We start from the raw sequence: 24611 nt of genomic DNA, 5'->3' as shown, positions 1-24611 counted from the left end.
GGGCCGACACCCGCCCCGGATCACGCCGGATCACCCCGTTTCCGCCGGTCGGCTGGGACGATGGGAGCCGTGACCGACCTCACCGGCCGGTCCGCCACACGGGCGCCAACCGGCCGCCCGGACGCGGCGTCCCACCCCTGGCCGGAGCGGCGCGAACCGCCGTCCGGCCGACCCGACCGCAGCACCCACGATCGCGAAGTAGCGAGAACCGCCCATGGCCGAGAACCCGCCGCAGCGGCCGGAGCCCTCCGACGAGGACAACCTCCTCAGCCGGCTCCGCGACTGGCGCTCCTCCCGGGAGGCCGACCCGCACGCCGACGGCTCCGACGACGACACCGACGAGACCCTGCCCGACCCGCGCGCCATCGACCTGGTGCTGCGCGTCGGCGAGCTGATGCTGGCCAGCGGGGAGAGCACCGAGGCCGTCAGCGAGGCGATGCTGAGCCTGTCGGTCGCCTTCGAACTCCCCCGCACCGAGGTGTCGGTGACCTTCACCGTCATCTCGCTCTCCACCCACCCCGGCGGCGACAGCCCGCCGATCACCGGGGAGCGCGTCGTCCGCCGGCGCACCCTGGACTACCACCGGGTCAACGAGCTGCACACACTGGTGCAGGACGCCGCGCTGGGCCTGACCGAGCTGGAGGGCGCCATCGCCCGCCTCCGGTCCATCAAGCGCTCCCGCTCGCCCTACCCCAACTGGGTCATCATCACCGGGTTCGGCCTCATCGCCTCCAGCGCCGGCCTGATGGTGGGCGGCGGGTTCATCGTCGCCGCCGCCGCGTTCATCGCCACCGTGCTCGGCGACCGCGCCGCCGTCTTCCTGGCCAACCGGGGGATCGCCGAGTTCTACCAGATGGCGGTGGCCTCGGCGACCGCCTCGGTGATCGGCGTGGGGCTGCTGTGGGCCAGCAGCCAGCTCGACCTGGGCCTGCAGGCCGGCGCGATCATCACCGGCAACATCATGGCGCTGCTGCCCGGGCGCCCGCTCGTCTCCAGCCTCCAGGACGGCATCAGCGGCAGCTACGTCTCCTCCTCCGCACGGCTGCTGGAGGTCTTCTTCACCCTCGGCGCGATCATCTCCGGGGTCGGCGCCATCGCCTACGCCGCGATCCGGCTGGGCGTCAACATGGACCTGGAGAACCTCCCCTCCGCCGGGACCACCGTCGACCCGTGGGTGCTCATCGGCGCGGCCGGCATCGCCATGGCGTTCGCGGTCTCGCTCACCGTGCCGCCGCGGATGCTGCCCGCCATCGGGGCGATGGGCGTGGTCATCTGGCTGATCTACGCCGGCGCGCGGATCGCCTTCGACGCCCCCGCGGTGGTCGGCGCGGTCGCCGGCGCGGTCGTCATCGGCATGATCGGCCACTGGCTGGCCCGCCGCAGCCGGCGCCCCGTCCTGCCCTACGTCATCCCCGCCATCGCCCCGCTGCTCCCCGGCAGCATCCTCTACCGGGGCCTGCTGGAGATCACCATGGGCCACCCCGCCGACGGGCTGCTCACCATCAGCGAGGCGGTCGCCGTCGGCCTGGCCCTCGGCGCCGGGGTCAACCTCGGCGGCGAGCTGGTCCGCGCCTTCCAGCGCGGCGGGCTGGCCGGCGCCGGCCGCCGGCACCGCCCGGCCGCCCGGCGCACCCGCGGCGGCAGCTGAGGCCCCGCCCGCGCGGCCGCCCGCCCCGCGCGGGCGGCACGCCGGCCGGCGGGAACCGCCGCCCAGGGCCGCGCCCCGGGCACCGGGAGAAGGGGGGGCGGGCGGCGGCCCCCGCCCCTCCCCCGCCGCCTCCCGGGGCCCGCGCCGCAGGCCGCCCCCGGGAACCGGCCGCACCGCGCCCCTCAGTCCACCAGCACCACGTCGATCCGGTCCGGGCCGTGCACACCGCGCACCTCCGCCGCGCCCACCGCGGCCGACCGGGTCGTCCCGGTGACCCAGGTGGTGGGCCGGAGCGGGTCGAGGGCGGCCAGCGCGGCCCGCATGTCCCAGACGACCTGCCCGGCCTCCACCACGCACAGGTGGTGGCCGGGCAGTGCGGACAGCAGCCGGGGCCCCTGCCCCACCCCGCCGTCGAAGACCAGCGTCCCGGTCTCGGCGACCGCCAGCGCGCACCGGGTGACCGCCGCGTCCGCGCCCTCCAGCTCGCGCACCGGCAGCGGCGCGTGCGGCGGGTCGTCCCGCACCACCCGCACCCCGTCCAGCTCCGCCAGCCACGAGGCGGGCAGCCCCTTGGGCACCGCCACCCGGGCGGCCCCGCTCGCCCACAGCGCCGAGGCGACCATCCGGGGCAGGTCCTCGGCGCCGGTCACGTGCTGCACCCCCACCCCCAGCGCGGCCAGCCGCTCGGTGAACACCTCCTCCGGCGCCCGGACGCCGGGGCCCCGCCCCGCCTCCCCGGGCACCGCCGCCTCCGCGGCCGGCGCGCCCGCCGCCACCTGGGCCTGCCGCACCCGCGCGAGGATCTCGTCCCGCGCCGCGTCGCCCCCGGAACCGCTCATCCGCGCCCTCCGCCCGCCCCGCCCCGGCCTCCCCGCCGCCCCGCGCCCACCGCCCCGGCCCCGCGCACGGGAACGCCCGCGGCCGGGCGCGGCCGGCCCGGAACGGGCGCGCCGCCGCCCCCCGGCGGGCGGCTCACCGCCCCTCCCCCTCCGCGGACCCCCCGCCGGCCCACCACTCCCGGAAGGAGCGCCGCGGCGGGGCGGGCAGGTCGCGCGCCTCGGTCCAGCGGCCCAGCAGGCCCGGCAGCCGGCGGATCCGCCCGCCCCGGGCCGCCACCCGCGCCCACCGCTCCCAGGCCCGCTGCGCCCGCCGGTACCGCCGCTCATCCGACATGACCCACTCCGCGCTCTGCGCCGCCACCTTCTCCGGCGGCGGCACCGGGGCGGCCCGCCGCTCGTCCACCACCCGGGCCCGCAGCTCCAGCAGCACCGCCGGGATGTCCACCCCGACCGGGCACACCTGCCCGCAGGCACCGCACAGCGTCGAGGCGAACGGCAGCGACGCCTCCCTCGCCGACCGCGTCCCGCGCAGCTGCGGGACGAGCGCCGCGCCGATCGGGCCGGTGTGCACCGCCCCGTAGGGCGCGTCCCCGGTCCGCTCGTAGACCGGGCAGACGTCCATGCAGGCGGTGCACCGGATGCAGCGCAGGGCCTGGCGGCCGGTGCGGTCGGCGAGCGCCCGGGTCCGCCCCGCGTCGACCAGCACCACGTGCACCTCCTGCGGGCCGTCGCCCGCGGCCGCACCGGTCCAGGTGGACAGCACCGGCGGCATCGGCCCCCCGGTCGCCGAGCGCGACCAGGCCCGGACCAGCACCGCCAGGTCCGACCAGGCCGGCACCGCCTTGTCGATCCCGGCGACGCTCACCAGGGTGCGCGGCGCCGCCGCCCCCAGCCGGACGTTCCCCTCACTCTCCAGTGCCACGACGCTGCCGGTCTCGGCCACCAGCGCGTTCGCCCCGGTCAGCGAGGCCCGAGCGGACAGCAGCACCTCCCGCAGGTGGTCCCGGGCCGCCCCGACCAGCGCCCCGGGGTCGGCGGGCAGCTCCTCCTGCGCACCGGGAAGCACCCCGGCCAGAGCGGCCCGCGCCCGGGCCCGGCCGTGGCCGCGCGGCGCACCGCCCCCGGCGCCCCGCGCCTCGGCGATCAGATCGGCCACCGCCGCGGCGCGCACCTCGGCACCGCCGCCGCGCAGCGCCTCGTCGATGCGGAGCTCGCCGAGGGTCGCCGAGGAGGAGCGGGCCACCGCCCCCGGCCCCGCCCCGAGGATCCCCGCCACCACCCGGCCGGCCTCCGCGGCGTCGCGCGCCCAGTGCACCCGCGCCCCGGCCGCGGTGGCGTTCTTCTCGAACGCGACGAGCAGCCGCTCCAGGTCGCCCAGGGACCTGGCCCGGACGTCCGCGGCGCGCCGCCGCAGCCCCTCCCAGTCCCCCTCGGCCGCCCTGCCCCGGGCGGCGGCCGCCCGGCGGGCCTCCGCAGCCGCGGCCCGGGACCGGCGCGCGTCGGCGTCGGCCAGGGCCTCGCGGGCGGCGTCGGCGAACCGCGGCGGCCCCGCCCCGCCACCGGTGCCGCCGCCCCGGCGCGCCCCGCCGCGGAGCAGCCGCGCCCAGGGCAGGCCCGGCCCCGTCTGCGGGCTCACCGCCGCGCCCGCCCCGGCGCCGGCGCGGTCTCCGCGAGGATCTCCGCCAGGTGCACCGCGCGCACCCCGCCGCGCAGCCGGGACAGCGCCCCGCCGATCTGCATCAGGCACGCGTCGTCGTCGGAGCAGACCACCTCGGCCCCGCTCCCGCCGATCCGCCGCACCTTGTCGGCGACCATCGCCACCGAGGTGTCCGCGTTCTTCCAGGCGAACGCCCCGCCGAAACCGCAGCACTCCTCGGCTCCGGGCAGCTCGACCAGCTCCAGGCCGCGCACCTCGCGCAGCAGCCGGAGCGGGCGGTCCCCGGTGCGCAGCGACCGGAGCGCCTGGCAGGCCGGGTGGTAGGCGACCCGGTGCGGGAAGGACGCGCCCACGTCGACCGCCCCGAGCACGTCGACGAGGAACTCGGTCAACTCCAGGGTCCGCGGCGCCCGGGCGATCCGCGGCTCCCGCCCGGCCAGGGCCGGGTAGTGGTCGCGGACCATCGCGGCGCACGACGCCGAAGGCGTCACCACCAGCTCGCACCCGTCGAACACCTCGGCGAACCGCGCCGCCAGGCCGGTCGCCTCGCGCCGGTAGCCGGAGGTGTGGTGCGCCTGCCCGCAGCAGGTCTGCTCCTGCGGATAGACCACGGCGCACCCCAGCCGGCGCAGCAGCCGCACCGCGGCCCGCCCCGTCTCCGGGAAGACCGCGTCGGTGAGGCAAGCGACGAACAACCCGACCCGCACCCGTCCTCCCCAGCGACCTCCGTGAGCGCACCGGACACAGAAAACACGGCCATACTAAACACCGCGATTCCGCCTCCGCAGGCGTTCCGGCGGGTTTCCGAGACGATCCGGGCGGCCGCCTCCGGCCATCCCCCGGCCCCGGCGCCCCTCCCCGGAGACGCCCGGCCCTCCCATCCGAAGTCTCCGGCCCGCCTCACCGACGGGGCACTGCCCGCGAGGCGCCGCCCGGCCCCACCGCGTCCCGCCCCCGGGCCGGCCGACCGGAACGCGGGCGCCCCGGAGCGCGGAACGGCGGTCCTCCGGAACGTGCGGCCCGGACCGGCCGGAGGCCCCGCTCCGCCGCCTGCCCGGGACGCCGCCCCTCATCCGCGCACCGGCCCCGGCGTACTAGGGTTCTCCGCCATGACCGCCCTTCCCTCCCGCGCCGACGACCCCGGGCTCTGGCCCTCCGACCCGGACCGGGCCCGCGCCCTGCAGGCCCGGCTCGCCCGCGAGGTCCGGCAGGACCCGCTGGACGCCGCCGGGGTGCGGCTCGCCGCCGGACTGGACGTCTCCTACGACCGGAACGACGAGCGGCTGGTCGCCGCGGCCGTGGTGCTCTCCCTGCCCGGCCTGGAGGTCGTCGACTCCGCCACCGCGCACGCCGCCCCCTCCTTCCCCTACCTCCCCGGCCTGTTCGCCTTCCGGGAGCTGCCCCCGCTGCTGGAGGCCGTCCGCGGCCTCTCCACCGAGCCCGACGTCTACGTCTGCGACGGCTTCGGCCTGGCCCACCCGCGCCGCTTCGGGCTCGCCTGCCACCTCGGCTGGCTGCTGGACCGGCCCGCGATCGGGGTCGGCAAGTCGCCCTTCACCGGCCGCGCCGAGGAGCCCGGCCCGCGGCGGGGCGACTGGAGCCCCCTCCTCGCGGAGAGCGGGTCCGGCGCGGAGGAGGTGGTCGGCCGCGCGCTGCGCACCCGCACCGGCGTCCGCCCGGTCTACGTCTCGGTGGGGCACCGGGCCGACCTGGACGGCGCCACCGGCCTGGTGCTCCGGCTCACCCCCGAGTTCCGGCTGCCCGAGACGGTGCGCCGCGCCGACCGGCTCTCCCGCGACGCCCTGGCCGGGCTCTCCGGCACCTGAGCGCCCGCCCCGCGACCGCCCGGAGGGACACGCCGCGCACCGTGCGATGTTTTTTCCGGCCGATGCCGGATCCTGGGAAACGGGCCCCCGGATTGTCGTAGGCGCCGGTGAGAATCAGGAGTGAATCGACCGGAATCCGATCGATCCAAACCGGCTCCGAGTGCGTCTGAATATGCGAGAACACACAGCAGGGTGTGGTTCAGGCCACTATGGTTCCGATGGGGCCGAGGTCAGGCTCCGCACGTACGACCGAAACGGGAGGCGCGCCATGTGCCGTCACGAACCCGAATGCCCGTCCTACGACGCCGTCGACCGTGAGGCTGCCCGAGTCATCGCCGACCACCACGAGCAGGGCTGGAGCCTGCTGTGCAACGGGGTCGTGCTGTTCGAGGACACCGGTGAGCTGCTGCCCGACGGCCGGATCGTCGCGCCGCACCGCCCCGGCGTGGTGCGCGCCGCCGCCTGAGGCACCGCTCCCCGGCCCTCCGGGCCCCGCGCCGAGCCCGGACGCGCCCGCCCATGAGCGCCGAGGATGGGCGGGCGCGCCCGTGCTCGGCCGACCGGGGCCGGGGGGCCGCCGCGGCGGCTCCGGAGCGCCCGCTCAGCCGGCGGGGAAGCGCCGGTCCAGCCACCCGGCCACGAGCCGGCCCACCGCCGCCGGGTCCTTCGCCAGCTCGTGCCGCTCCCCCGGGAGCACCTCCAGGGTGTCGGCGTCGGCGGCGTCCGGCACCCCGAAGGGGTCCCGGTCCCCGTTGACCACCAGCACCGGGACGCCCGCCCCGCGCAGCTCGCCGGCGCGCGACCGCTCCGGCCGCTTCGGCGGGTGCAGCGGGAAGGCCAGCGCCACGACGGCCTCCGCCCCCACCGCGGCGGCCGTCCGGCACGCCACCCGCGCCCCGTTGCTCCGCCCGCCCTGCACCAGCGGCAGGCCGGCCGCGCCGGACCCGGTCCGCACCTTCTCGATCAGCACCCGCCACGCCTCGTCCTGCGGCCCCGTCGCCGCCCCCGGCATCCGCTTCCCGGCCACCCGGTACGGCTGGGTGACCCGGGCGACCGCCCCGCCCGCGGCGAGCACCGCATCGCGCACCGCCGCGATGTCCGGGGCGTCCACTCCCCCGCCCGCACCGTGGGTGATCGCGAGCAGGTACCGCGCCTCCCCCTCCGGCAGCTCCACATCGGCCCGCCCGGGCCCCCTCGGCGTGTCGATCTCGATCTCCATGCCCTCAACCTAGCGCCGCGGCCGCCCGCCTCCCGGGCCGGCGGTGCGGCCGCCGGAAAAGGGCCGGGATCAGTCCGCCCGCCGCTCCCCGTGCTCCGGCCAGCCCTCGGGGAGCACGTCCTCGCGGGAGCCGGAGGCCAGGCGGAGCCGCTCGCGGAAGTCGTCGTGCAGGGCGCGCCCCCAGACGTAGGGGCCGGGGACACGCACCGCCTCCTCCAGCGCGGTGCGCAGCGCGGCGACCCGCGCCTCCCCCTCGGCCAGCGGCAGCGCCGCCCGGGCGTGCATCTCGCCCAGGGCCGCGAAGAGCTCCCCGGCCAGCATCGGCGTGCTGCCCTCGGCGGCGGCCGCCTCCAGGTAGGGGTCCCACCACGGGACCGCCCCGGCCTCCGCCGCGTCCGGGTCGGGCTCCAGGAACCCCCGGCGCAGCCGGCCGTGCACGTCCGCGGCGACCTCCGGGTCCCGGTGCGCCAGGCCCTGCTCCCAGGCCCGGCCCGCGCCGTCGGGGTCGCCGCGCAGCAGGAGCAGCCGGGCCAGCAGCTCGACCGCGGTGGCCGCGGCGCCCGGCGGGGCCGGGGCCGCCCCTCCGCCGCCGGGTTCGGCGGCCCCGGCCACCGCGCCGAACTCGGCGATGGCCCGCTCCACGTGCACCGCCCCCAGCAGCAGGCGCAGCTCCGGGTCCTCGCCGAAGTCCAGCCCGCGCCGGAGCACCTCCTCCGCGCGGCCGGGCTCGCCGCGGGCCAGCAGCCGCTCGGCGTAGTCCCGGGCCGCCTCCGGAACCGTGTCGGCGCCGCCGTCCAGCGCGCCCTCCCAGTGGCCGCGGGCGGCCTCTCCGTCGCCGCGCTCCTCGGCGATCCGGGCCAGTCCGTGGTGGGCGGCGGCCGCGTAGCGCTCGTTGCCGGAGTCCAGCGCCCGGAGCCAGGCGCGCTCGGCCTCCCCGCCGAGCCCTTCCTCCTCATAGGAGAGGGCGAGGTGGCAGGCGGCCCGCGGGGCGAACTCCGGGTGGCCGGTCCCGATGGCGGTATGCGCCGCCTCCCGCGCCGCGCGCACCTTCCCCTCGCCGTGCCGCGCCACCGCGAGGCCCATCGCGGCCCGCGCCCGGTGCGCCCGCGATCCGCCGTCCAGCACCTGCTCGTAGACCTGGGCCGCCCGCGCGAAATGCCCGGTCTCCGCCAGGTCGCGGGCCTGCTCGCAGAGGTCGGCGAATTCGGGCTCCTCATCGGGTGCGCCGGTGGCGGGGGTTCCGGTCGTCGCTGTCATCCCGTGCAACTCTCCGAGGGGGCGGGGATCCCGCCGCGCGCGGCGGCGGCTGCTCTGTCCCTCGGAGACTAACGGTTCCTACTAAGGGGCTCCGTACGTTGCGGCGCCTTCTCCGGGGAAAGCGCGAAAACAATCACCTTTATGTCGTAGATTTCCGATTTGCCCCTACGTGCGGGGCGGTCGGCGGCGGGCCCCGTCACTCATAAGGGAGGAAGTTCGAGGTGTCCAGCTGGATGTTGAAGGGGTCGGGCAGTTCGATCTTCGCCCCGAAAGGCTCTTTCCGCTGGCTCTGGAACCGCTTCCCGTCCGGTCGGGCGTACAGCGTGCCACTCCCCTCGATCGGGTCGACCAGCAGGTACAGCTCGACCATCGCCTTGGCGTAGATCTCCGGCTTGAGCACCCGGTCGGCCTTGCGGCTTCCGGGAGAGACGACCTCGGCCACGAAGAGGACGTCGTCCGGGGCGATGCTGTGGTCACCGGTACGCAGTACCGACCGGGGCGCCACGAACAGGTCCGGGACCACGCTGCGCGCGATCTCGGGGATCCGGATCTGGAGGTTCGACTCGCACCTGTGTCCGTCGGGAAGGCCCGGCCGCAGGGATTCAGCCAGGATGTAGACGTTCTCCTGGTGCAGGCCGATAGGGGTAGGCGACAAGGTGATGGTCTCCCCATCCAGGATCTCCGCCCGCCAGAGCTTCGTTTCGGGCAGGCTGTCGAGGATCTCGAACAGGTCCGCCTCTGGAGTTGCGGCCTCTGGCAACACATCCCAGGCAGGCTCCACGGCGAGTGCCGTCATGGTCGACTCCTCGTTGTCGGACATCTGACGGTCACATCCTGTCACGACTCGACGACGTTCCTCCGGGGTTTCCCTCATCCCCATTCCACCGCATGCGCACGGACCGGCACCAGCACCCCGGCCGTAGGGGCCGGGGGCGGGGCGCACGGCGGGTACGGCGGCCGAGCGCGCCCGCCGGGCCACCGAGCGAATCGGAAGGAAGCGCCGCGGCCCGCCCCACCTGCCCGCAGCGGGCCAGGGAAGCGCGCGGGCCCGCCGCACCGCGCGGGTGCGGCGGGCCCGGGGCGCACCGGCGGCCTACTCCTCGAACGCCTCCGGCGGCGGGCAGGAGCAGACCAGGTTGCGGTCGCCGTAGGCCTGGTCGATGCGGCCCACCGGGGACCAGTACTTCTCCTGGCGCAGCCGGGCCACCGGGTAGGCGCCCTCGCTGCGCGGGTAGGAGTGCTTCCAGTCGTCGGCGGTGAGCGCCTCGGCGGTGTGCGGGGCGTTCTTCAGCGGGTTGTCCTCGGCGTCGTAGCCGCCCTCGGCCACCCGGTCGATCTCGCCGCGGATCGCGATCATCGCGTCGATGAACCGGTCCAGCTCGGCCAGGTCCTCGCTCTCCGTGGGCTCCACCATCAGGGTCCCGGCGACCGGGAAGGACATCGTCGGCGCGTGGAAGCCGTAGTCGATCAGGCGCTTGGCGATGTCCTCGTTGGTGATCCCGGTCTTCTTCGCCAGGCCGCGGACGTCGATGATGCACTCGTGCGCGACCAGGCCGCCCGCGCCGGTGTAGAGCACCGGGTAGTACGGCTCCAGCCGCTTGGCCACGTAGTTGGCGCTGAGCACCGCGGTCTCGGTCGCGGCGCGCAGGCCGTCCCCGCCCATCATCCGGATGTAGGCCCAGGAGATCTGCAGGATGCCCGCCGAGCCGAACGGGGCCGCGGAGACCGGGCCGACGCCGGTGTGCGGGCCGGCGTCCGGCTGGCCCGGGTGGTTGGGCAGGAAGCCCGCCAGGTGCGAGCGGACCGCCACCGGGCCGACGCCGGGGCCGCCGCCGCCGTGCGGGATGCAGAACGTCTTGTGCAGGTTGAGGTGGCTGACGTCGGCGCCGAACTTCCCCGGCTTGGCCCAGCCGAGCAGCGCGTTGAAGTTGGCGCCGTCCACGTAGACCTGGCCGCCGGCCTCGTGCACCAGGCGGCAGACCTCGGTGATGGTCTCCTCGAAGACGCCGTGCGTGGAGGGGTAGGTGACCATGATCGCGGCGACCGATCCCTCGTGCTTGGCCAGCTTGGCGCGGAGGTCGTCCAGGTCGACGTTGCCCCCGTCGTCGCAGGCGACCACAGCGACCCGCATGCCGGCCATCACCGCGCTGGCCGCGTTGGTGCCGTGCGCGGAGCTGGGGATCAGGCAGACGTCGCGGTCCGCATCGCCGCGGCTGCGGTGGTAGCCGCGGATCGCCAGCAGGCCGGCCAGCTCGCCCTGGGAGCCGGCGTTGGGCTGGAGCGAGACGGCGTCGTAGCCGGTCACCTCGGCCAGCCACTTCTCCAGGTCGCGGATGAGGGCGACGCTGCCGGCCGCCTGCTCCAGCGGGGCGAGCGGGTGCAGGCGGGAGAACTCCGGCCAGGTGACCGACTCCATCTCCGCGGTGGCGTTGAGCTTCATGGTGCACGAGCCCAGCGGGATCATGCTGCGGTCCAGCGCGAGGTCCTTGTCGGAGAGCCGGCGCATGTAGCGCAGCAGCGAGGTCTCGCTGCGGTGGCTGCTGAAGACCTCGTGGTCCAGGTAGTCGACGCCGCGGCGGAGCCCTTCCGGCAGCGCCTCCAGGCCCCGGGCGGGGGCCTGCTCGGCGGCGTCCTTGCCGGAGAAGGCGGCGATCACCGCGGCGACGTGCGCGCCGGTGGTCGTCTCGTCGCAGCTGATGCCGACCGTGTCGGCGTCCACCCGGAGCAGGTTGATCCCGCGCGCGGCGGCCGCCTCGAGCTTGGCCTCGGCGCCGGCGGGCACCCGGACCCGCAGCGTGTCGAAGAAGGAGCCGTGCAGCACCTGGAAGCCGCGGGAGCGGAGCCCCTCGGCGAGCCGTGCGGTGTGCCCGTGCACCCGCTCGGCGATCTCGCGCAGCCCGCGGGGGCCGTGGTAGACCGCGTACATGCCGGCCATGACCGCCAGCAGCACCTGGGCGGTGCAGATGTTGCTGGTCGCCTTCTCCCGGCGGATGTGCTGCTCGCGGGTCTGCAGGGCGAGCCGGTAGGCGGGCCTGCCCGCGTTGTCCACCGAGACGCCGACCAGCCGGCCGGGCATCTGGCGCTGCAGGCCCTCGCGGACCGACATGTAGCCGGCGTGCGGGCCGCCGAAGCCCATCGGGACGCCGAACCGCTGGGTGGAGCCGACCGCGATGTCGGCGCCGAGCTCGCCCGGGCTGCGCAGCACGGTCAGCGCGAGGATGTCCGCGGCGACGACGGCCAGGGCGCCGGCCTCGTGCGCGGCGTCGATGACCGGCTTGGGGTCGCGCACCGCGCCGGAGGCGCCCGGGTACTGCACCAGCACGCCGAACGCGTCGCCCTCGGGCAGCCCCTCGGCCAGGTCGGCGACGACGATCTCGATGCCGAGCGGCTCGGCGCGGGTGCGCAGCACGTCCAGGGTCTGCGGGAAGACGTCGGCGTCCACCACGAAGGTGGCGGTCTTGGCCTTGGTCGCCCGCCGGGCCAGGGTCATCGCCTCGGCGGCGGCGGTGGCCTCGTCCAGCAGCGAGGCGCCGGAGACGGCCAGCCCGGTCAGGTCGGAGACCATGGTCTGGAAGTTGAGCAGCGCCTCCAGCCGGCCCTGGGAGATCTCCGGCTGGTACGGCGTGTAGGCCGTGTACCAGGCGGGGTTCTCCATGATGTTGCGCAGGATGACCGGCGGGGTGACGGTGTCGTAGTAGCCGAGGCCGATCATCGAGGTGCGCACGGTGTTCCGGTCGGCCAGGGCGCGCAGCTCGGCCAGGGCCTCGGTCTCGCCGGCCGGGGCGGGCAGGGCGAGCTCGGCCGGGGTGCCGGGGGCGGTGAGGATCGACTCCGGGACCGCCGCCGCCATCAGGGCCGAGGTGGAGTCGTACCCGACCGCCTTCAGCATCTCGGTGATCGCGGAGGGGTCCGGGCCGATGTGCCGGTCGGCGAATTCACGGGCCGGCGCCCCTGCTGCGGCGGGTTTCGGGGTCGGCTGCTCCGGCATGGAGACCTCCTGGTCGCATCGGCCGCGGACGCGGCTGCTCTCCTCGGTGTCTCCCCCTCTGTCGCTCGCTGCCGTGCCGGCCGCGCGACCGTGCGGGCGTGGCGCGTACCGCACGTCCGCAGCTTCAGAGTGGCCTTCTCCGCGCGGTCCCTGGTGCCTGAGAGGTTACTGGGGAGTATTGCCCCGTCGGCGCCCCTGCCGGGGTCTCTCCCGCGCGGTATCAACGGCCGGTGATGAACTTTTCCCTGCAATTATCCACCGAATCGCCCGTTTCGTGCACCACGTCACGTGCACGGACGCGGTCCGGGGCGCCGCCCGCCCGCGGGCGCGCGGCCCCGGGCGGACCCGGTGGACGGATTCCCGACCGTACTCGATGCCGCTCCGCCGCGCATGCCCGGCCCCGCCCCGCGGCGGCCGGGCCGGCGCCGGTCAGCCCGTCCGGCGCTCCCGGCGCCGCCGGGCCAGCTCGTCGCCGGGGTGCGGCTCGTCCGGCAGCGGCTCGGCCAGCCGCTCCCCCGGCAGCTGCCCCAGGGCGCCCTCCAGCTCCCGCCAGACCCGCCCCAGGGCGATGCCGAACATGCCCTGGCCGCCCTGCATGAGCTCGACGACCTCGGTCGGCGAGGTGCACTCGTAGACGCTGACCCCGTCGCTCATCAGGGTGATGTGCGGCAGGTCGGAGGTGTCCCGGCCGCGCAGGTGCTCCACCGCGGTCCGGATCTGCTGCAGCGAGATCCCGGTGTCCAGCAGCCTCTTGACCACTTTGAGCATGAGGATGTCGCGGAAGCTGTAGAGCGGGACGGAGGCCGCGCCGGGTTCGGGCAGCACGCTCGGCCCGACCAGCCGGGTCCGCGCCCAGTAGTCGAGCTGGCGGTAGGTCACACCGGCCGCCGCACACGCCGTGGGACCGCGATAGCCGATGTCCATGGGCAGCGCCACCACGTCCTCTTCACACAGCAGACCCTGCTCCCCCGCTCGCCGTATCGCCGCTCGCCCGGGGAGGGAGGCCCGCTGATTGCCGCTCGTAACCGCCACGCCGAACCTCCGGCTCCTCGGCCCACGGCGGTTGACAGGGGGTTGCGAAGGGTGCGCCGCGGGTGCTTCGACATTGAAGGTAAGCCGGTCCGGCGGAGAGCGTCAACGACACTCATCGGCGCGTCGCGGAACCTTTCGACGAGCACGCGCTGAACACCGTTCCGGCGGCCTTTTCGGCAGCTCACGACCATGTTAAGCACACACCGGGGTGCTCGCGGACACGACACGCCAAGGATTCGGGCACGGGAGGCGGCCGCCCGAATCGGCGCTCACCCCCCGTCACCGGCTGTGATCCTCGCCACGGTCACGGAGCGTCCCCGGTCCCGGTCCGGGCCCGCCGGGGCCGCGCCCCTCCCTCCGGCGTGAAAAACCGCGCAAAGCTCCGCCAAGTCGGCGGACGCCCCGGGGCGCGCCCCGCACGGCGGTGCTTGGCTGGTCGGAGAGGCCCGCAGACCGTGCGGGGACGGCACCGCACCGGACCGGCGAGGGGGAGCGATGGCTCGGCAGGGCGAGGAGCGGGGCCCGGCGCCCCGCGGGCGCGGCGGCGGATGGCTCCCGCTCGGGGCGGCGGCCGGCACGGTCGTCCTGCTCACCGCGGGCTGGCCCGCGCTGGACGCCGCCGTGGCGGGCACCGCCCCCGTCGATCCCGGGCGCCCGGTGCAGGTGGGGACCGGGCACGGGCACACCGCCTCGGTCGAGTTCGGTCCGGGCTGGACGCTGGACGAGGGGCGGAGCCGGGACGGCCGGAGCTACCTGTTCACCCGGGGCCCGGTGGAGCTGCGGCTGGCGGCGGTGGGCCCGGCCGGCCCGGCCGCCCCCGACGAGCTCTGGGAGGGGCTGCGCCGGATCGTCCGGGTCGACGACCCGACCGCCCGGCTGGGCGAGCCGCGGCCGGTCACCTCGGAGCACGGCGCCGAGGGGCGGACCGGCCCGATGCGCGGCGACGCCGCCTCCGGGAGCGCCGCGGTGTTCAGCGCCCCCGGCGGCGAGCTGGCCGTGGAGATGGTGCTGGCGGCCGGCCCCGGCGCCCCCGCGGAGCGGCTGGAGGAGGCGGAGCGGGTGTTCGACACGGTGGCGTTCGGCGAGGACTCCGGGGAGGCGCCGTGAACCGGGCGTCCCCGGAGCGGAGGAGCACCGGGGCCGGGCCGGAGCGGGCCGGCGTCCCGCGCCCGCGGCGGTCCGCCCGGCACGCGACCGGGCGCGATCCGGGCCTGCGCGGGCCCGGGCGGCGCCCCGAGGTGACCGCCTCGCTCGCCGCGGCCGCGGTCTTCGCGCTGCTCTGCGCCGCGGGGACGGTCTCCACCGCCGTGCGCGCCGGCGGTCTGGTCCGGGTCTTCCCGGTCGAGGCGCTGCTGGCCGCGGCGGTCCTCGCCGCGGTACTGGCCGCCGGGTACTGGGCGCTGCGCCGGATCCGCCCGGTGCGCCCGCCGGGGGCGGCCGCGGCCGCCGCCGCGCTGCTCTGGGGCGCCGCGGCCGCGACCGGCCTGGCCCTGATCGCCAACGCCGCCCTGCTGTCGGTGTGGAACTCGGTGCTGGGCGTACCGGCCGGCACCTCCTGGGGGCCGTCGCTGACCGCCCCGGTCAACGAGGAGCTGATCAAGGCGGCCGGGGTGGTGATCCTGGCGGTCGCCGCCCCCTCCGCGCTGCGCGGGCCGATGGACGGCTTCGTCCTCGGCGCCCTGGCCGGCCTGGGCTTCCAGCTGGCGGAGAACGCGATCTACGCGCTGGAGACCATCGTCATGCAGGGGGCGACCGCGGGCGGCGCCTCGGTCCTGGGCTCGCTGGCGCTGCGCGTCGGGCTGACCGGAGCGGGCTCGCACTGGGCGATGACCGCGGTCGCCGGGACCGCGGTCGGCCTGCTGGCCGCGGCCCGGTGGCGGCCCGGCCCGCGCCGCGCCTGGGCCGCCGGCCTGCTGATGCTGTTCGCGATGGCGCTGCACGCGCTCTTCAACGCGCCGGTGCTGGTCTCGCTGCCCGGCACGGCGGCCAAGACCGCCGCCGTCTTCACCGCCGCGCTCCTGGTCTACCTGCCGGTCCGCGCCGCCTACCGGCGCCGGCTGCGGAACGCGCTGGAGGCCGAGGGGCAGGCGGTCGACCTGCGCCGGTCCGACGCCCGCGAGCTGGCCACCCGGCACGGCCGGCGGAACGCGCTGCAGCGGATCCCGGCCCCGGACCGCCCGGCCGCGGCCCGCCGCCAGCTCCGCCTGCTGAAGGCGGCCGAGCGGCGGCTCGACGGGCCGCCCGGCGCACCGGAGTGACCGGTCCCGGCGCCCTCCCGCCGCGCCCCGGCGCGGCGGGACGGGGACTCCGCCGCACGCCCGCCGAACGGCCGGGGGCGGCTCGGGGCGGAGCCCCCCGGAACGCCTCCGGCCTGCGGCGGAACGGCGTCAGGTGGTGCGCCCGAAGTCCTCCGGGGTGATGTTGTCGAGGAAGGCCCGGAACTTCTCGACCTCGTCCTCCTGCTCGTCCGGGATGGGCACGCCCGCCTCGTCGATGACGCCCTCGTCGGCGTAGATCGTCGCGCCGGTGCGCAGCGCCAGCGCGATGGAGTCGGAGGGGCGGGCGCTGACCTCGATCCCGTTGGAGAAGACCAGTTCGGCGTAGAAGATGCCGTCGCTGAGCGCGGTGATGTTCACCGTGTCCAGGGTGGCGTCCAGCGCCTCCAGGACGTCGCGGAAAAGGTCGTGGGTGAGCGGGCGGGCCGGGGTGACGCCCTGCTGGGCCAGGGCGATCGCGGTGGCCTCCACCGCACCGATCCAGATGGGCAGGTAGCGCTCGCCGGCGGTCTCCTTGAGCAAGACGATCGGCTGGTTCGAGGGCATCTCGACCCGGACCCCGACGACCTCCATGTGCTTCACTGCGGCTCCGTCCCACGACTTCCCGTGCCGAATGGGCACCCGCCCGGCTGTGCTCGGCCGTACTCTCCGATTCTGCACCCCGTCGTCGGCCCCTCGGAAGGGGGTGGCCGACGGCCTGAGCCGGTCTTCGTTACAAGGCTGTCCGGTAGGGGGCGGGCGCAAACCTGATGCCTCCCGCCCCCGGCGCCCGGAACCGGTCAGCGGCGCGGCTTGGTGAGCAGGACCAGGCGGAACTTGCCGATCTGCACCTCGTCGCCGCCGCCCAGCTCGGCCTCGTCGATCCGCTCCCGGTTGACGTAGGTGCCGTTCAGGCTGCCGACGTCGCGGACGCCGAAGCCGTCGCCGCGGCGGAAGAACTCCACATGCCGCCGGGACACGGTCACGTCGTCCAGGAAGATGTCGCTGTTGGGGTGGCGCCCCGCGGTGGTCACGTCGGAGTCCAGGAGGAACCGGCTGCCGGCGTTGGGGCCGCGCTTGACGACCAGCAGCGCCGTTCCGGTCGGCAGCGCCTCGACGCTGGTGGCGTCGGCGCCCACCTCCTCGGCCGCGTCCGCCTCGGCCTCGAGGGCCTGGATGCCGGCGATGGAGATGGTGGACGTGGTCTCGCCGACGGAGTCGCGGCGCTCGCCGGCCCGGGGGGCCTCTTGTCCGCTCCGGACGATCGGGGACCCACAGTTGGAGCAGAAACGGGCATCATCCGCAACGGCGTGACCGCACTGCGTGCAGTTAACGCTCGACATAGGTCGGCTCGGCCTCCTACCGCACGGGGGCGGTGCTCAGATATCGGCTGGGTGGTCGTGTTCAGTGCCTGGTTGCCGGAGACGCTCACCTCCTAGGCAATCCCTCTCTGGCAACGAAGGGCGCACGCCCCGGTGTTCCCGATCCGGCCGCGCGGGCGGCGCCGGGCCGCCGCGATCGGTTCCTGTCACTCCCGCGTGTACCAGGCGTTGCGGGAACACTCGACTCTAAACCATATCCAGCGCCGGACGGCGCCCCCAGGCCCTTGATCCGCAAGGGAATTCGGCCGACTTCGGCCGCCCGCGCGGAGCCGGTCCGCGGGGCCCGGACGGCCCGGGTCCCGCGGACCGGCCCGGCTCAGCCCTCGGCCCGCTCCACCACGGCCGCCCAGGAGTCGAGCAGCCGCTGAGCGGCGTCGGAATCGGGACCTTCGGCCCAGATGTGCGTGACGGCCTCGGCGGTGTCCGGCAGCACCAGCGCCCAGCTGCCGTCCGCCTCCACCACGCGCACCCCGTCGGTGGTGTCCACCTCGCGGTCGCCGGCCGCCTCCACCACGGCCCGCATCACGCTGCCCTTGACCGCCCAGGGGGTCGGCACCGAGCGGCGCAGCTGGTGCGCCTGCGGGATGCGGCGGTCGATCTGGCCGAGCGAGAGCCGGGTCCGGGCCACCAGGCCGAGCAGCCGGACGAAGGCCGCGATGCCGTCGGAGGTGCGGGAGAACTCGGGCAGGATGTAGCCGCCGCGCCCGTCGCCGGCGAACACGATGTCCTCGGCCTTGGCGGCCTTGGTGAGCTCGTCGGTGGCGGTGGGCGTCCACTGCACCTCCACCCCGTGGAACCCGGCCACCTGCTCGGCGACCCGGGTGGTGGTCACCGGCAGCGCGACCCGGCCGCCCTGCCGCTCCGCGGCGACCAGGTCCAGCACGACGAGCAGGGCGCGCTCGTTGTCGATCAGCTCGCCCTTCTCGTCCACGATGGACAGCCGCTCGGCGACCGGGTCGAAGCGCACCCCGAAGTCCGCCCCGGAGGAGGAGACCAGCTCGCCCAGGCGCTGCAGATCGCGCATCTGCTTGGCCAGGGTGTCGGTGGGCGAGACCTCGTCCAGCCGGTTGTTCAGGGTGAGCACGTCGGCGCCGATCCGGCCGAGCAGCGAGGGCAGGATGAGCGCCCCGGTGCCGCCGGCCGCGTCCAGCACGACCTTCATCTCCGCCTCGGCCACCCCGGAGGTGTCGATCCGCCGGAGCAGCTCGTGGGCGTAGCCCTCCACGGTGCGCGAGGGGAAGGACAGCTCGGCGATCTCGCCGGGGAACGCGCGGCGGAACTCCGCCCGCGAGTAGACCCGCTCCAGCTTGCGCTGGCCCCCGGGGGACAGGTCGGCCCCGCTGTCGTCCAGGAAGACCAGGTCGACCGATTGCGGGTCGCCGGGGGTGGTGCGGATGGCGATGCCTCCGCTGACCCCGCTCTGCGAGGTGGAGAACCGGGCGACCGGCATCGGCACCGCCTCCAGGTCGCGGACGTCGATGGCGCCCGCGGTGAGGGCGCTGACCACGGCGCGCTTGAGGGTGCGCGCGGCGCGGGAGACGTCCCGGGAGGTGGTGACCACCGACCCCTTCTTCAGGGTGGTGGCGTAGGCGCTGGCCAGCCGGACCGCCAGTTCGGGGGTGATCTCGACGTTGATCAGGCCGGACACGCCGCGGGGCCCGAACAGCGAGCGCTGCCCGCGGGACTCCCAGATGACGTTGGTGTTGACGACCGCGCCGGCCTCGATGGTCTTGAAGGGGTAGACCTTGACGTCGTTGGAGAGGTACGCCTCGGACTCGATGACGCATTCCTCGCCGATGATGGCGCCCTCTTCGATCCGGGCGCCCGACATCACGTCGGTGTTCTTGCCGACGACGCAGCCGCGCAGGTTGGTGCTGGCGCCGATGTAGACGTTGTCGTGCACCACCGTGCGGTGCAGGAACGCCTCGGAGCGGACCACCGCGTTGCTGCCCAGCACGGTGTACTCGCGCAGCTCCGCGCCGGCCTCGACCTTGGCGTAGTCGCCGATGTAGAGCGGGCCCTTGAGCACCGCCTCCGGGTCGACCTCGGCGCCCTCGGCCACCCACACCCCGGGCGACATCTCGAAGCCGTCGATCTCCACGTCGACCAGGCCCTTGAGCACGTCCGCCTGGGCGCTGAGGTAGGACTCGTGGGTGCCGACGTCCTCCCAGTAGCCCTCGGCGATGTAGCCGTAGACCGGCTCGCCGTCCTCGACCAGCCCGGGGAACACGTCGCCGGACCAGTCCACCACCTCTCCGGCGGCGACCCGGTCCAGGACCTCGGGCTCCATGATGTAGATGCCGGTGTTGACGGTGTCCGAGAAGACCTGCCCCCAGGTGGGCTTCTCCAGGAAGCGCTGCACCCGGCCCTGCTCGTCCACGATGATGATGCCGAACTCCAGCGGGTTGGCGACCCGCTTGAGCCCGATGGTGACCATGGCCCCGTTCTCCCGGTGGAAGCGGAGCATGTCGGTCAGGTCGATGTCGGTGAGCGCGTCGCCGGAGATGACGATGAACGGCTCCCCGCGCAGGTGCTCCTCGGCGTTCTTCACGCTGCCGGCGGTGCCCAGCGGCACCTCCTCGGCGACGTAGTGCAGGTTCATGCCGAGCTCTTCGCCGTCGCCGAAGTAGTTGCGGATCAGCGTGGCGAGGAACTGGACGGTCACCACCGTCTCGTCGAACCCGTGCCGCTTGAGCAGCCGCAGCACGTGCTCCATGATCGGCTTGTTGACCACCGGGAGCAGCGGCTTGGGCTGGTTGGCGGTCATCGGGCGCAGGCGGGTCCCCTCACCGCCGGCCATGACGACCGCCTTCATCGGGGCCTCCTCGGCTCGGCGGCCGTGCGGGGTCCGCCCGGGTCGGTTCCGGCGGCCGTGCGGTTCCGGGCTCCGGGCAGGTGTCGTCGAAGGGCCCTGGGGCGTGCTCTCATGGCGGGGACGTCGCTCCCTTCTTGTCATCACGCGGTGGCCCGGAGTCGCCGGAGGACGGGGCGGCCGGCCTCGGCGCCGTGCGCTCCGCTCCGGCGGCTCCGGGGTCGCCGGGCGCGCCCGCTCCGCCCGCGGGGCCGGTGCCCTCAGCGGCGCGGTCGGCGCGCCGGGCCTGCCTGATCAGGCGCAGGCCCTGGACCGCGTACAGCAGTCCGGCCCACCAGTAGATAGCCGTTCCCCAGATCGCGAACGCCCAACCCACGATTCGTGCGATATCGCCCAGCACGCCGCCGTATCCGGCGATGAACAGCAGCGGGAAGGAGTAGAGCAGGCACAGCGTCGCCGCCTTGCCCGCGAAGTTGACCGGAAGCGGCCCGTAGCCGTAGTGCCGCAGCAGCGGGAGCGCGCCGACCATCAGCAGGTCGCGCAGGACCAGCACCGCCATCAGCCACCACGGGACGTCGCCGCGGACCGCCAGCCCGAGCAGCGCGGCGAAGATGTAGAGCCGGTCGGCCATCGGGTCGAGCACCGCGCCCAGCCGGCTGGTCTGGTTCCAGGCACGGGCGATCTTGCCGTCGAGCCAGTCGGACAGGCCGGCGAAGGCGAGCACGAGCAGCGCCCACCAGTCCGCCTTCGGGCCCAGGACCAGCCACAGGAACAGAGGCACCCCGAGCAGGCGCAGCACGCTGAGCAGATTCGGAATCGTCCACACGCGGTCGCCCGGCCCGTTCGTTCCGTTCGCCACCCCACCTCCAGTGTTCCCTGCCATGAGCCTACCGGTCCGCGCTTCTCCGGACCCGCCCCGGCGCCGGCGACGGGCGGCGCTCGCAGGGGGAACGCGCGGACGGCCGGCGGGGTGCCCGGGGCCGGCCGCATGTGAGGAGGGGAACGCCGCGGCGGTTCCGCGCGTCCCACCGGGGACCGTTCCCGCCCACCGCACGGAGAGCCGATGCCGACCCCGGAATTCGCCGGTGACTTCGAGACCCACCTGACCCTGGACGCCGCCGGCCCGGAGCGCGTCGAGGAGGCCGCGCGGTGGGCCGCGGAGAACGGGCTCAAGTTCACCCACATCGAGCTGGACGCGGGCGAGGCGCCCTCCCAGCCGATGGTGACCTACCACGGGTACGGCACGCTCAGCGGCGAGCTGGCCACCGCCCGGGCCCGGGCGGAGCGGCTGGCCGGGGCGGGCCTCCCGGTGCTGCGCACCAAGATCGAGGCGGCACCGGTCAACGGCGGCGTCCCGGCCGACCGCGCGGCCGCCGAGGCGCTGCCGGAGTGGTGCTACTTCGAGCACCACGTCAAGCTGGTGCTGCCGGGCGACGCCGACCTGGCCGCGATCGCGGCGCTGGTGGAGCCGCACTCCGCCCGGCTCTCCCGGAACGCCCGCAAGGTCCGCGAGGACGGCGCGCAGGAGCGGTTCGTCACCCAGCGCTGCTCCCGGGTGGGCAGGCCGCACGCCGACGGAATGCTCGGCCGGCTCCGCGCCGCCCTGGAGGAGCACGGCCTGCCCTGGATCACCTCCTGGAGGCCGGGCTTCGGCATCGTCTCCGAGGAGCGGGAGTTCGTGGTGTACGACAGCGCCCTGTCGCTGGACGCCGGGTGGATGGACGCCGCGCCGGTGGAGGCCGGCCCCGACGCCCCGGTCCGGAGCCGCGCGGACCACAGCGGCTACCCCGCCTCCCACCTGCCGGTCACCGTCGGGCCGCACGCCCGGCAGGAGAAGGTGTTCGACCCGGCCCTGAAGCACTTCACGCACGCCTACCGGCCGGGCGATCCGGTCTTCGCCGACCCGGGGCTGGGCGAGCGGTGGTGGGCGGCGCAGCGGCGGGCCATGGAGCACGTGCTGGCCGCCGTCGCCGCGGGTCCGTGGGCGGACCGGCTCATGCTGCGCGGCAGCATGGTGATGCCGCTGTGGGCGGGCGAGGAGGCCCGGCGCCCCCGCGACCTGGACTGGGTGGTGCTCGGCGGGGAGGGGGAGGCGGACGCCTTCGGCGCCGAGGGGTCCCGGCTGCTGGAGGAGGTGGTGGCCGCGATCGGCGGGACCGACCCCGGCCCCGGCCTGTCCTTCGACACCGGGGCGGCCCGGTACGACGGGATCTGGACCTACGACCGGGTCCCCGGCCGCCGCGTCGTCGTCCCGTGGCGCGGCGGGGAGGGGCTGCCGCCCGGGACCGTCCAGCTGGACGTGGTGTTCGGCGAGGAGCTTCCGCTGCCGCCGGTGCGCGCCGCGATCCCGGTCGACGGCGGCGCCCGCACCGTGCGGCTGCCGACCGCGGGCGCCGGCCTCTCCCTGGCGTGGAAGGTCCAGTGGCTGTTCACGGACATGTACCCGCAGGGCAAGGACCTCTACGACGCGGTGCTGCTCGGCGAGCGGACCCGGGTGCCGCGCTCCGTCCTGGCCGGCCTGCTCCGCCCGGAGCTCGGCGCGGAGGCCGACCGGGTGGACGAGCGGTACCTGCGCGCGCAGGACTACATGGACGAGGAGGAGTGGGGGCACTTCACCCGGGACTGCCCGTGGGTCCGGGGCTCGTTCGACGAGTGGCTGTCCCGCTTCGAGCGGGCCCTGGCCCCGTCCTTCGCGGACGGGTGAGGCCGCGGGGCGCGGCCCGCGTGCGGGGCCGGGAGCCGGACGGCTCGAACCTCCCGCCCCCGCCCCCGCCCCCGCCCGCGCGTGCGGGGCGGGCGGCGCCCGGCACCGGCGCGGACCCGCGGAGCGGGCCGTCCACTCGGCCCCGGGACCGGAGAGCGGGCGCTCGGCCGCCGGCGCCTCCGGCCGCCCGGCCGCCCCCCTCGGCGCCCGGGCCCGCTCTGCTCACCGCCCCCGCCCGCGCCGGGACGGCGGGGAAGACCGCCTCCCCGTCTCCCGGGGGCGGGACCGCCGCTCCCCTTCCCCCTCCGCCGGCCGGGCGCCTCAGATCTCGAAGGGCAGGCGGGGTTCGGCGCGCTCCAGGATCATGTCGGTGCGCGGCTGCAGCCCCGGATCGAGCTGCTCGGGCTGCGGCACCACCCAGTACCGCCCCTCGGCCACCTGGTCGAAGACCCGGCGGGCGTGCTCCTCGGCGGTCAGCCCGGAGTTCTCCGCCCGCTCGTGCAGCAGGGCTCCGAACCGCTCGGCCTCCGGTGCGGCCCCCGCCGCGCCGGAGGCGGCGCGGAAGATGTCGCTCTTCACCGAGCCGGGCGTCACCACCGAGACCTGGATCGGGGCGCCGCGCATGTCCAGCTCGTACTTGAGGCTCTCGGTCAGCGCCAGGACCGCGAACTTGGTGGCGCTGTAGGGGGCCATGAGCGGGGCGGGCAGCAGGCCGCCCACCGACGAGACGTCGACGATCCAGGCCCTGGTGCCCCGGTCGAGCATCCGCGGCACGAAGGCGCGCAGCCCGTTGGCCGTACCGCCGACGTTGATCCGCAGGGCCGCGTCCCAGGTCTCCGCGGGGATCTCCCAGGAGTAGCCCATCGCCATGATCCCGGCGTTGTTGACCAGCATGTCCGCGCCGCCGAACCGCTCGTCGGCCCGGACCGCCACGGCCTCGACCGCCGCCGGGTCGGTGACGTCGGCCGGGACCGGTTCGACCTCGGCCCCTCCGGCGGCCAGCTCCTCGGCCAGCGCCGCCAGCCGGTCGGCCGCGACGTCGGTCGGCACCAGCCGCATCCCCAGGGCGGCGGCGTGCCGGGCGAACCCGGCTCCGATGCCGCTGGAGGCGCCGGTGATCACCGCGGTCCGGCCGCGGAACAGGTGCCGCGCGTCCGCCGTGCCCGTGCTCCCCTGCTCCGCTCCGCCCGGCGCCGTCACCGCCCCATCACGTACCCGACGGTGGGGCCGGTGGTCCAGCCGCCGTCCACCGCGAGCTCGGCGCCGGTGACGTAGGAGGCGGCGTCGGAGAGGAGGAAGACGACGGCGTCGGCGATCTCGCCCGGCTCGCCGACCCGGCCCATCGGGGTGTTGGGGTAGTTGCCCTCGCCGGGGCGGATGCCGGTCTCCGCGGTCATCGGGGTGTAGGTCATGCCCGGGTGGACCGAGTTGACCCGGATCCGCTCGGTGCCCAGCTCGACCGCGGCGATCTTGGTCAGCCCGCGCACGCCCCACTTGGAGGCACCGTAGCCGGCGGTCAGCGCCAGGCCCATCAGCCCGGCGGCCGAGGAGATGTTGACGATGGAGCCGGCGCCGCGCTCGCGCATCGCCGGGACGGCGGTCTTCATCCCGATGAACACGCCGGTCAGGTTGATCTCCAGGACCTTGCGGAAGTGCTCGGCCGACTCCTCGACCAGCGGCGTCCCGGTGGAGATGCCGGCGTTGTTGACCAGCCCGTCCAGGCCGCCGAACTCCTCGGCGGCGCGGCCGACGGCGCGCTCCCAGTCCCGCTCGGAGGTGACGTCGTGGTGCAGGTAGCGGGCGGCGGCGCCGATCGCGCGCGCGGTCTCCTCCCCCTCGGCGTCGAGGACGTCGGTGATCACCACGCGGGCCCCGGCCGCCGCCGCGCGGCGGGCCGCCTCGGCCCCCAGTCCGCGCGCTCCCCCGGTCACCAGGACGGTCTTGCCTTCGAGGCTGCTCATGGGCCTTCTCCTTCTGCGCTGCACGGCCCGG

General features: G+C 75.8%; 20 protein-coding genes and 1 riboswitch. Of the genes, 6 read left to right on the top strand and 14 right to left on the bottom strand.

What is annotated here, in order from left to right; translation table 11 throughout:
* Positions 1-214: 214 nt before the first annotated feature.
* Positions 215-1648 carry a threonine/serine exporter family protein gene (locus J0910_RS13010; protein ID WP_420158757.1) on the top strand — a complete coding sequence of 478 codons (1434 nt, stop codon included), beginning with the start codon at positions 215-217 and terminating at the stop codon, positions 1646-1648.
* Between the two features lie 182 nt (positions 1649-1830).
* Here J0910_RS13010 and J0910_RS13005 read toward each other — a convergent pair whose 3' ends face one another.
* From J0910_RS13005 to J0910_RS12995, 3 genes are all read right to left on the bottom strand, one after another.
* Positions 1831-2487 (bottom strand): LutC/YkgG family protein, encoded by a 657-nt coding sequence (locus J0910_RS13005; RefSeq protein WP_420158756.1) that lies wholly within the window; start codon positions 2485-2487, stop codon positions 1831-1833.
* A gap of 133 nt (positions 2488-2620) precedes the next feature.
* Positions 2621-4123 carry an LUD domain-containing protein gene (locus J0910_RS13000; protein ID WP_420158755.1) on the bottom strand — a complete coding sequence of 501 codons (1503 nt, stop codon included), beginning with the start codon at positions 4121-4123 and terminating at the stop codon, positions 2621-2623.
* Complete coding sequence (locus J0910_RS12995) at positions 4120-4851, bottom strand: (Fe-S)-binding protein (protein ID WP_420158754.1); 732 nt, start codon at positions 4849-4851, stop codon at positions 4120-4122. The genes J0910_RS13000 and J0910_RS12995 overlap by 4 nt, the downstream gene beginning before the upstream one ends.
* Before the next feature lie 402 nt (positions 4852-5253).
* On the opposite strand from J0910_RS12995, the gene J0910_RS12990 reads away from it, so the two are divergent.
* Positions 5254-5970: an endonuclease V gene (locus J0910_RS12990; protein WP_420158753.1), complete on the top strand. Its 717-nt coding sequence runs from the start codon at positions 5254-5256 to the stop codon at positions 5968-5970.
* A 268-nt stretch (positions 5971-6238) separates the two neighbouring features.
* Positions 6239-6436: a DUF5999 family protein gene (locus J0910_RS12985; RefSeq protein ID WP_420158752.1), complete on the top strand. Its 198-nt coding sequence runs from the start codon at positions 6239-6241 to the stop codon at positions 6434-6436.
* A gap of 135 nt (positions 6437-6571) precedes the next feature.
* Here J0910_RS12985 and J0910_RS12980 read toward each other — a convergent pair whose 3' ends face one another.
* The 5 genes from J0910_RS12980 to J0910_RS12960 all read right to left on the bottom strand — a co-directional run bounded on the left by J0910_RS12980 (position 6572) and on the right by J0910_RS12960 (position 13466).
* The gene (locus J0910_RS12980; protein WP_420158751.1) at positions 6572-7189 is read right to left on the bottom strand and encodes an alpha/beta hydrolase family protein; all 618 of its coding nucleotides are present in this window, start codon (positions 7187-7189) and stop codon (positions 6572-6574) included.
* A 69-nt stretch (positions 7190-7258) separates the two neighbouring features.
* Positions 7259-8446 carry a tetratricopeptide repeat protein gene (locus J0910_RS12975; RefSeq protein ID WP_420158750.1) on the bottom strand — a complete coding sequence of 396 codons (1188 nt, stop codon included), beginning with the start codon at positions 8444-8446 and terminating at the stop codon, positions 7259-7261.
* Between the two features lie 196 nt (positions 8447-8642).
* Positions 8643-9209, bottom strand: coding sequence for a Uma2 family endonuclease (locus tag J0910_RS12970; RefSeq protein ID WP_420161983.1), 567 nt, complete (start codon positions 9207-9209; stop codon positions 8643-8645).
* A gap of 330 nt (positions 9210-9539) precedes the next feature.
* The gene (gene gcvP, locus J0910_RS12965) at positions 9540-12434 is read right to left on the bottom strand and encodes an aminomethyl-transferring glycine dehydrogenase (protein ID WP_420158749.1); all 2895 of its coding nucleotides are present in this window, start codon (positions 12432-12434) and stop codon (positions 9540-9542) included.
* Positions 12435-12568: 134 nt separating this feature from the next.
* Positions 12569-12657, bottom strand: a riboswitch (glycine riboswitch).
* A 206-nt stretch (positions 12658-12863) separates the two neighbouring features.
* Positions 12864-13466, bottom strand: coding sequence for a MerR family transcriptional regulator (locus tag J0910_RS12960; protein ID WP_026119983.1), 603 nt, complete (start codon positions 13464-13466; stop codon positions 12864-12866).
* 495 nt (positions 13467-13961) lie between these two features.
* Between J0910_RS12960 and J0910_RS12955 the strand changes: the two genes are divergently transcribed.
* Both J0910_RS12955 and J0910_RS12950 read left to right on the top strand, forming a co-directional pair.
* Positions 13962-14573, top strand: a complete 612-nt coding sequence (locus J0910_RS12955) for a hypothetical protein (protein ID WP_420158748.1) — start codon at positions 13962-13964, stop codon at positions 14571-14573.
* Positions 14570-15724, top strand: a complete 1155-nt coding sequence (locus J0910_RS12950; protein ID WP_420158747.1) for a PrsW family intramembrane metalloprotease — start codon at positions 14570-14572, stop codon at positions 15722-15724. Before J0910_RS12955 ends, J0910_RS12950 begins: the two co-directional genes overlap by 4 nt.
* Before the next feature lie 129 nt (positions 15725-15853).
* Here the strand turns inward: J0910_RS12950 and J0910_RS12945 are convergent, their stop codons facing one another.
* The 4 genes from J0910_RS12945 to clsA form a co-directional block, all read right to left on the bottom strand.
* On the bottom strand, positions 15854-16324 hold the full coding sequence (locus tag J0910_RS12945) for a bifunctional nuclease family protein (protein ID WP_420158746.1): 471 nt from the start codon (positions 16322-16324) through the stop codon (positions 15854-15856).
* Positions 16325-16521: 197 nt separating this feature from the next.
* Positions 16522-17064 (bottom strand): FHA domain-containing protein, encoded by a 543-nt coding sequence (locus J0910_RS12940; protein WP_026119981.1) that lies wholly within the window; start codon positions 17062-17064, stop codon positions 16522-16524.
* A 355-nt stretch (positions 17065-17419) separates the two neighbouring features.
* The gene (locus tag J0910_RS12935) at positions 17420-19918 is read right to left on the bottom strand and encodes a sugar phosphate nucleotidyltransferase (protein ID WP_420158745.1); all 2499 of its coding nucleotides are present in this window, start codon (positions 19916-19918) and stop codon (positions 17420-17422) included.
* A gap of 109 nt (positions 19919-20027) precedes the next feature.
* The gene (gene clsA, locus J0910_RS12930) at positions 20028-20798 is read right to left on the bottom strand and encodes a cardiolipin synthase ClsA (RefSeq protein WP_420158744.1); all 771 of its coding nucleotides are present in this window, start codon (positions 20796-20798) and stop codon (positions 20028-20030) included.
* Positions 20799-20978: 180 nt separating this feature from the next.
* On the opposite strand from clsA, the gene J0910_RS12925 reads away from it, so the two are divergent.
* Positions 20979-22619, top strand: coding sequence for a nucleotidyl transferase AbiEii/AbiGii toxin family protein (locus J0910_RS12925; RefSeq protein WP_420158743.1), 1641 nt, complete (start codon positions 20979-20981; stop codon positions 22617-22619).
* Between the two features lie 321 nt (positions 22620-22940).
* Here the strand turns inward: J0910_RS12925 and J0910_RS12920 are convergent, their stop codons facing one another.
* Positions 22941-23819, bottom strand: a complete 879-nt coding sequence (locus J0910_RS12920; RefSeq protein WP_420158742.1) for an SDR family NAD(P)-dependent oxidoreductase — start codon at positions 23817-23819, stop codon at positions 22941-22943.
* Positions 23816-24580, bottom strand: a complete 765-nt coding sequence (locus tag J0910_RS12915) for a glucose 1-dehydrogenase (protein ID WP_420158741.1) — start codon at positions 24578-24580, stop codon at positions 23816-23818. Before J0910_RS12915 ends, J0910_RS12920 begins: the two co-directional genes overlap by 4 nt.
* Positions 24581-24611: the final 31 nt, after the last annotated feature.

The organism is Nocardiopsis oceanisediminis (genome assembly GCF_048595525.1).
Lineage (GTDB): Bacteria > Actinomycetota > Actinomycetes > Streptosporangiales > Streptosporangiaceae > Nocardiopsis_A > Nocardiopsis_A oceanisediminis.
This window is presented reverse-complemented; position numbering and strand designations above follow the sequence as displayed.

Excerpts from the sequence above, each read along its gene's own strand:
- J0910_RS13010 (WP_420158757.1), top strand. The coding sequence starts at position 215 with ATGGCCGAGAACCCGCCGCAGCGGCCGGAGCCCTCCGACGAGGACAAC.
- J0910_RS13005 (WP_420158756.1), bottom strand. The coding sequence starts at position 2,487 with ATGAGCGGTTCCGGGGGCGACGCGGCGCGGGACGAGATCCTCGCGCGG.
- J0910_RS12990 (WP_420158753.1), top strand. The coding sequence starts at position 5,254 with ATGACCGCCCTTCCCTCCCGCGCCGACGACCCCGGGCTCTGGCCCTCC.
- J0910_RS12985 (WP_420158752.1), top strand. The coding sequence starts at position 6,239 with ATGTGCCGTCACGAACCCGAATGCCCGTCCTACGACGCCGTCGACCGT.
- J0910_RS12980 (WP_420158751.1), bottom strand. The coding sequence starts at position 7,189 with ATGGAGATCGAGATCGACACGCCGAGGGGGCCCGGGCGGGCCGATGTG.
- J0910_RS12975 (WP_420158750.1), bottom strand. The coding sequence starts at position 8,446 with ATGACAGCGACGACCGGAACCCCCGCCACCGGCGCACCCGATGAGGAG.
- gcvP (WP_420158749.1), bottom strand. The coding sequence starts at position 12,434 with ATGCCGGAGCAGCCGACCCCGAAACCCGCCGCAGCAGGGGCGCCGGCC.
- J0910_RS12955 (WP_420158748.1), top strand. The coding sequence starts at position 13,962 with ATGGCTCGGCAGGGCGAGGAGCGGGGCCCGGCGCCCCGCGGGCGCGGC.
- J0910_RS12940 (WP_026119981.1), bottom strand. The coding sequence starts at position 17,064 with ATGTCGAGCGTTAACTGCACGCAGTGCGGTCACGCCGTTGCGGATGAT.
- J0910_RS12935 (WP_420158745.1), bottom strand. The coding sequence starts at position 19,918 with ATGAAGGCGGTCGTCATGGCCGGCGGTGAGGGGACCCGCCTGCGCCCG.
- clsA (WP_420158744.1), bottom strand. The coding sequence starts at position 20,798 with ATGGCAGGGAACACTGGAGGTGGGGTGGCGAACGGAACGAACGGGCCG.
- J0910_RS12925 (WP_420158743.1), top strand. The coding sequence starts at position 20,979 with ATGCCGACCCCGGAATTCGCCGGTGACTTCGAGACCCACCTGACCCTG.
- J0910_RS12915 (WP_420158741.1), bottom strand. The coding sequence starts at position 24,580 with ATGAGCAGCCTCGAAGGCAAGACCGTCCTGGTGACCGGGGGAGCGCGC.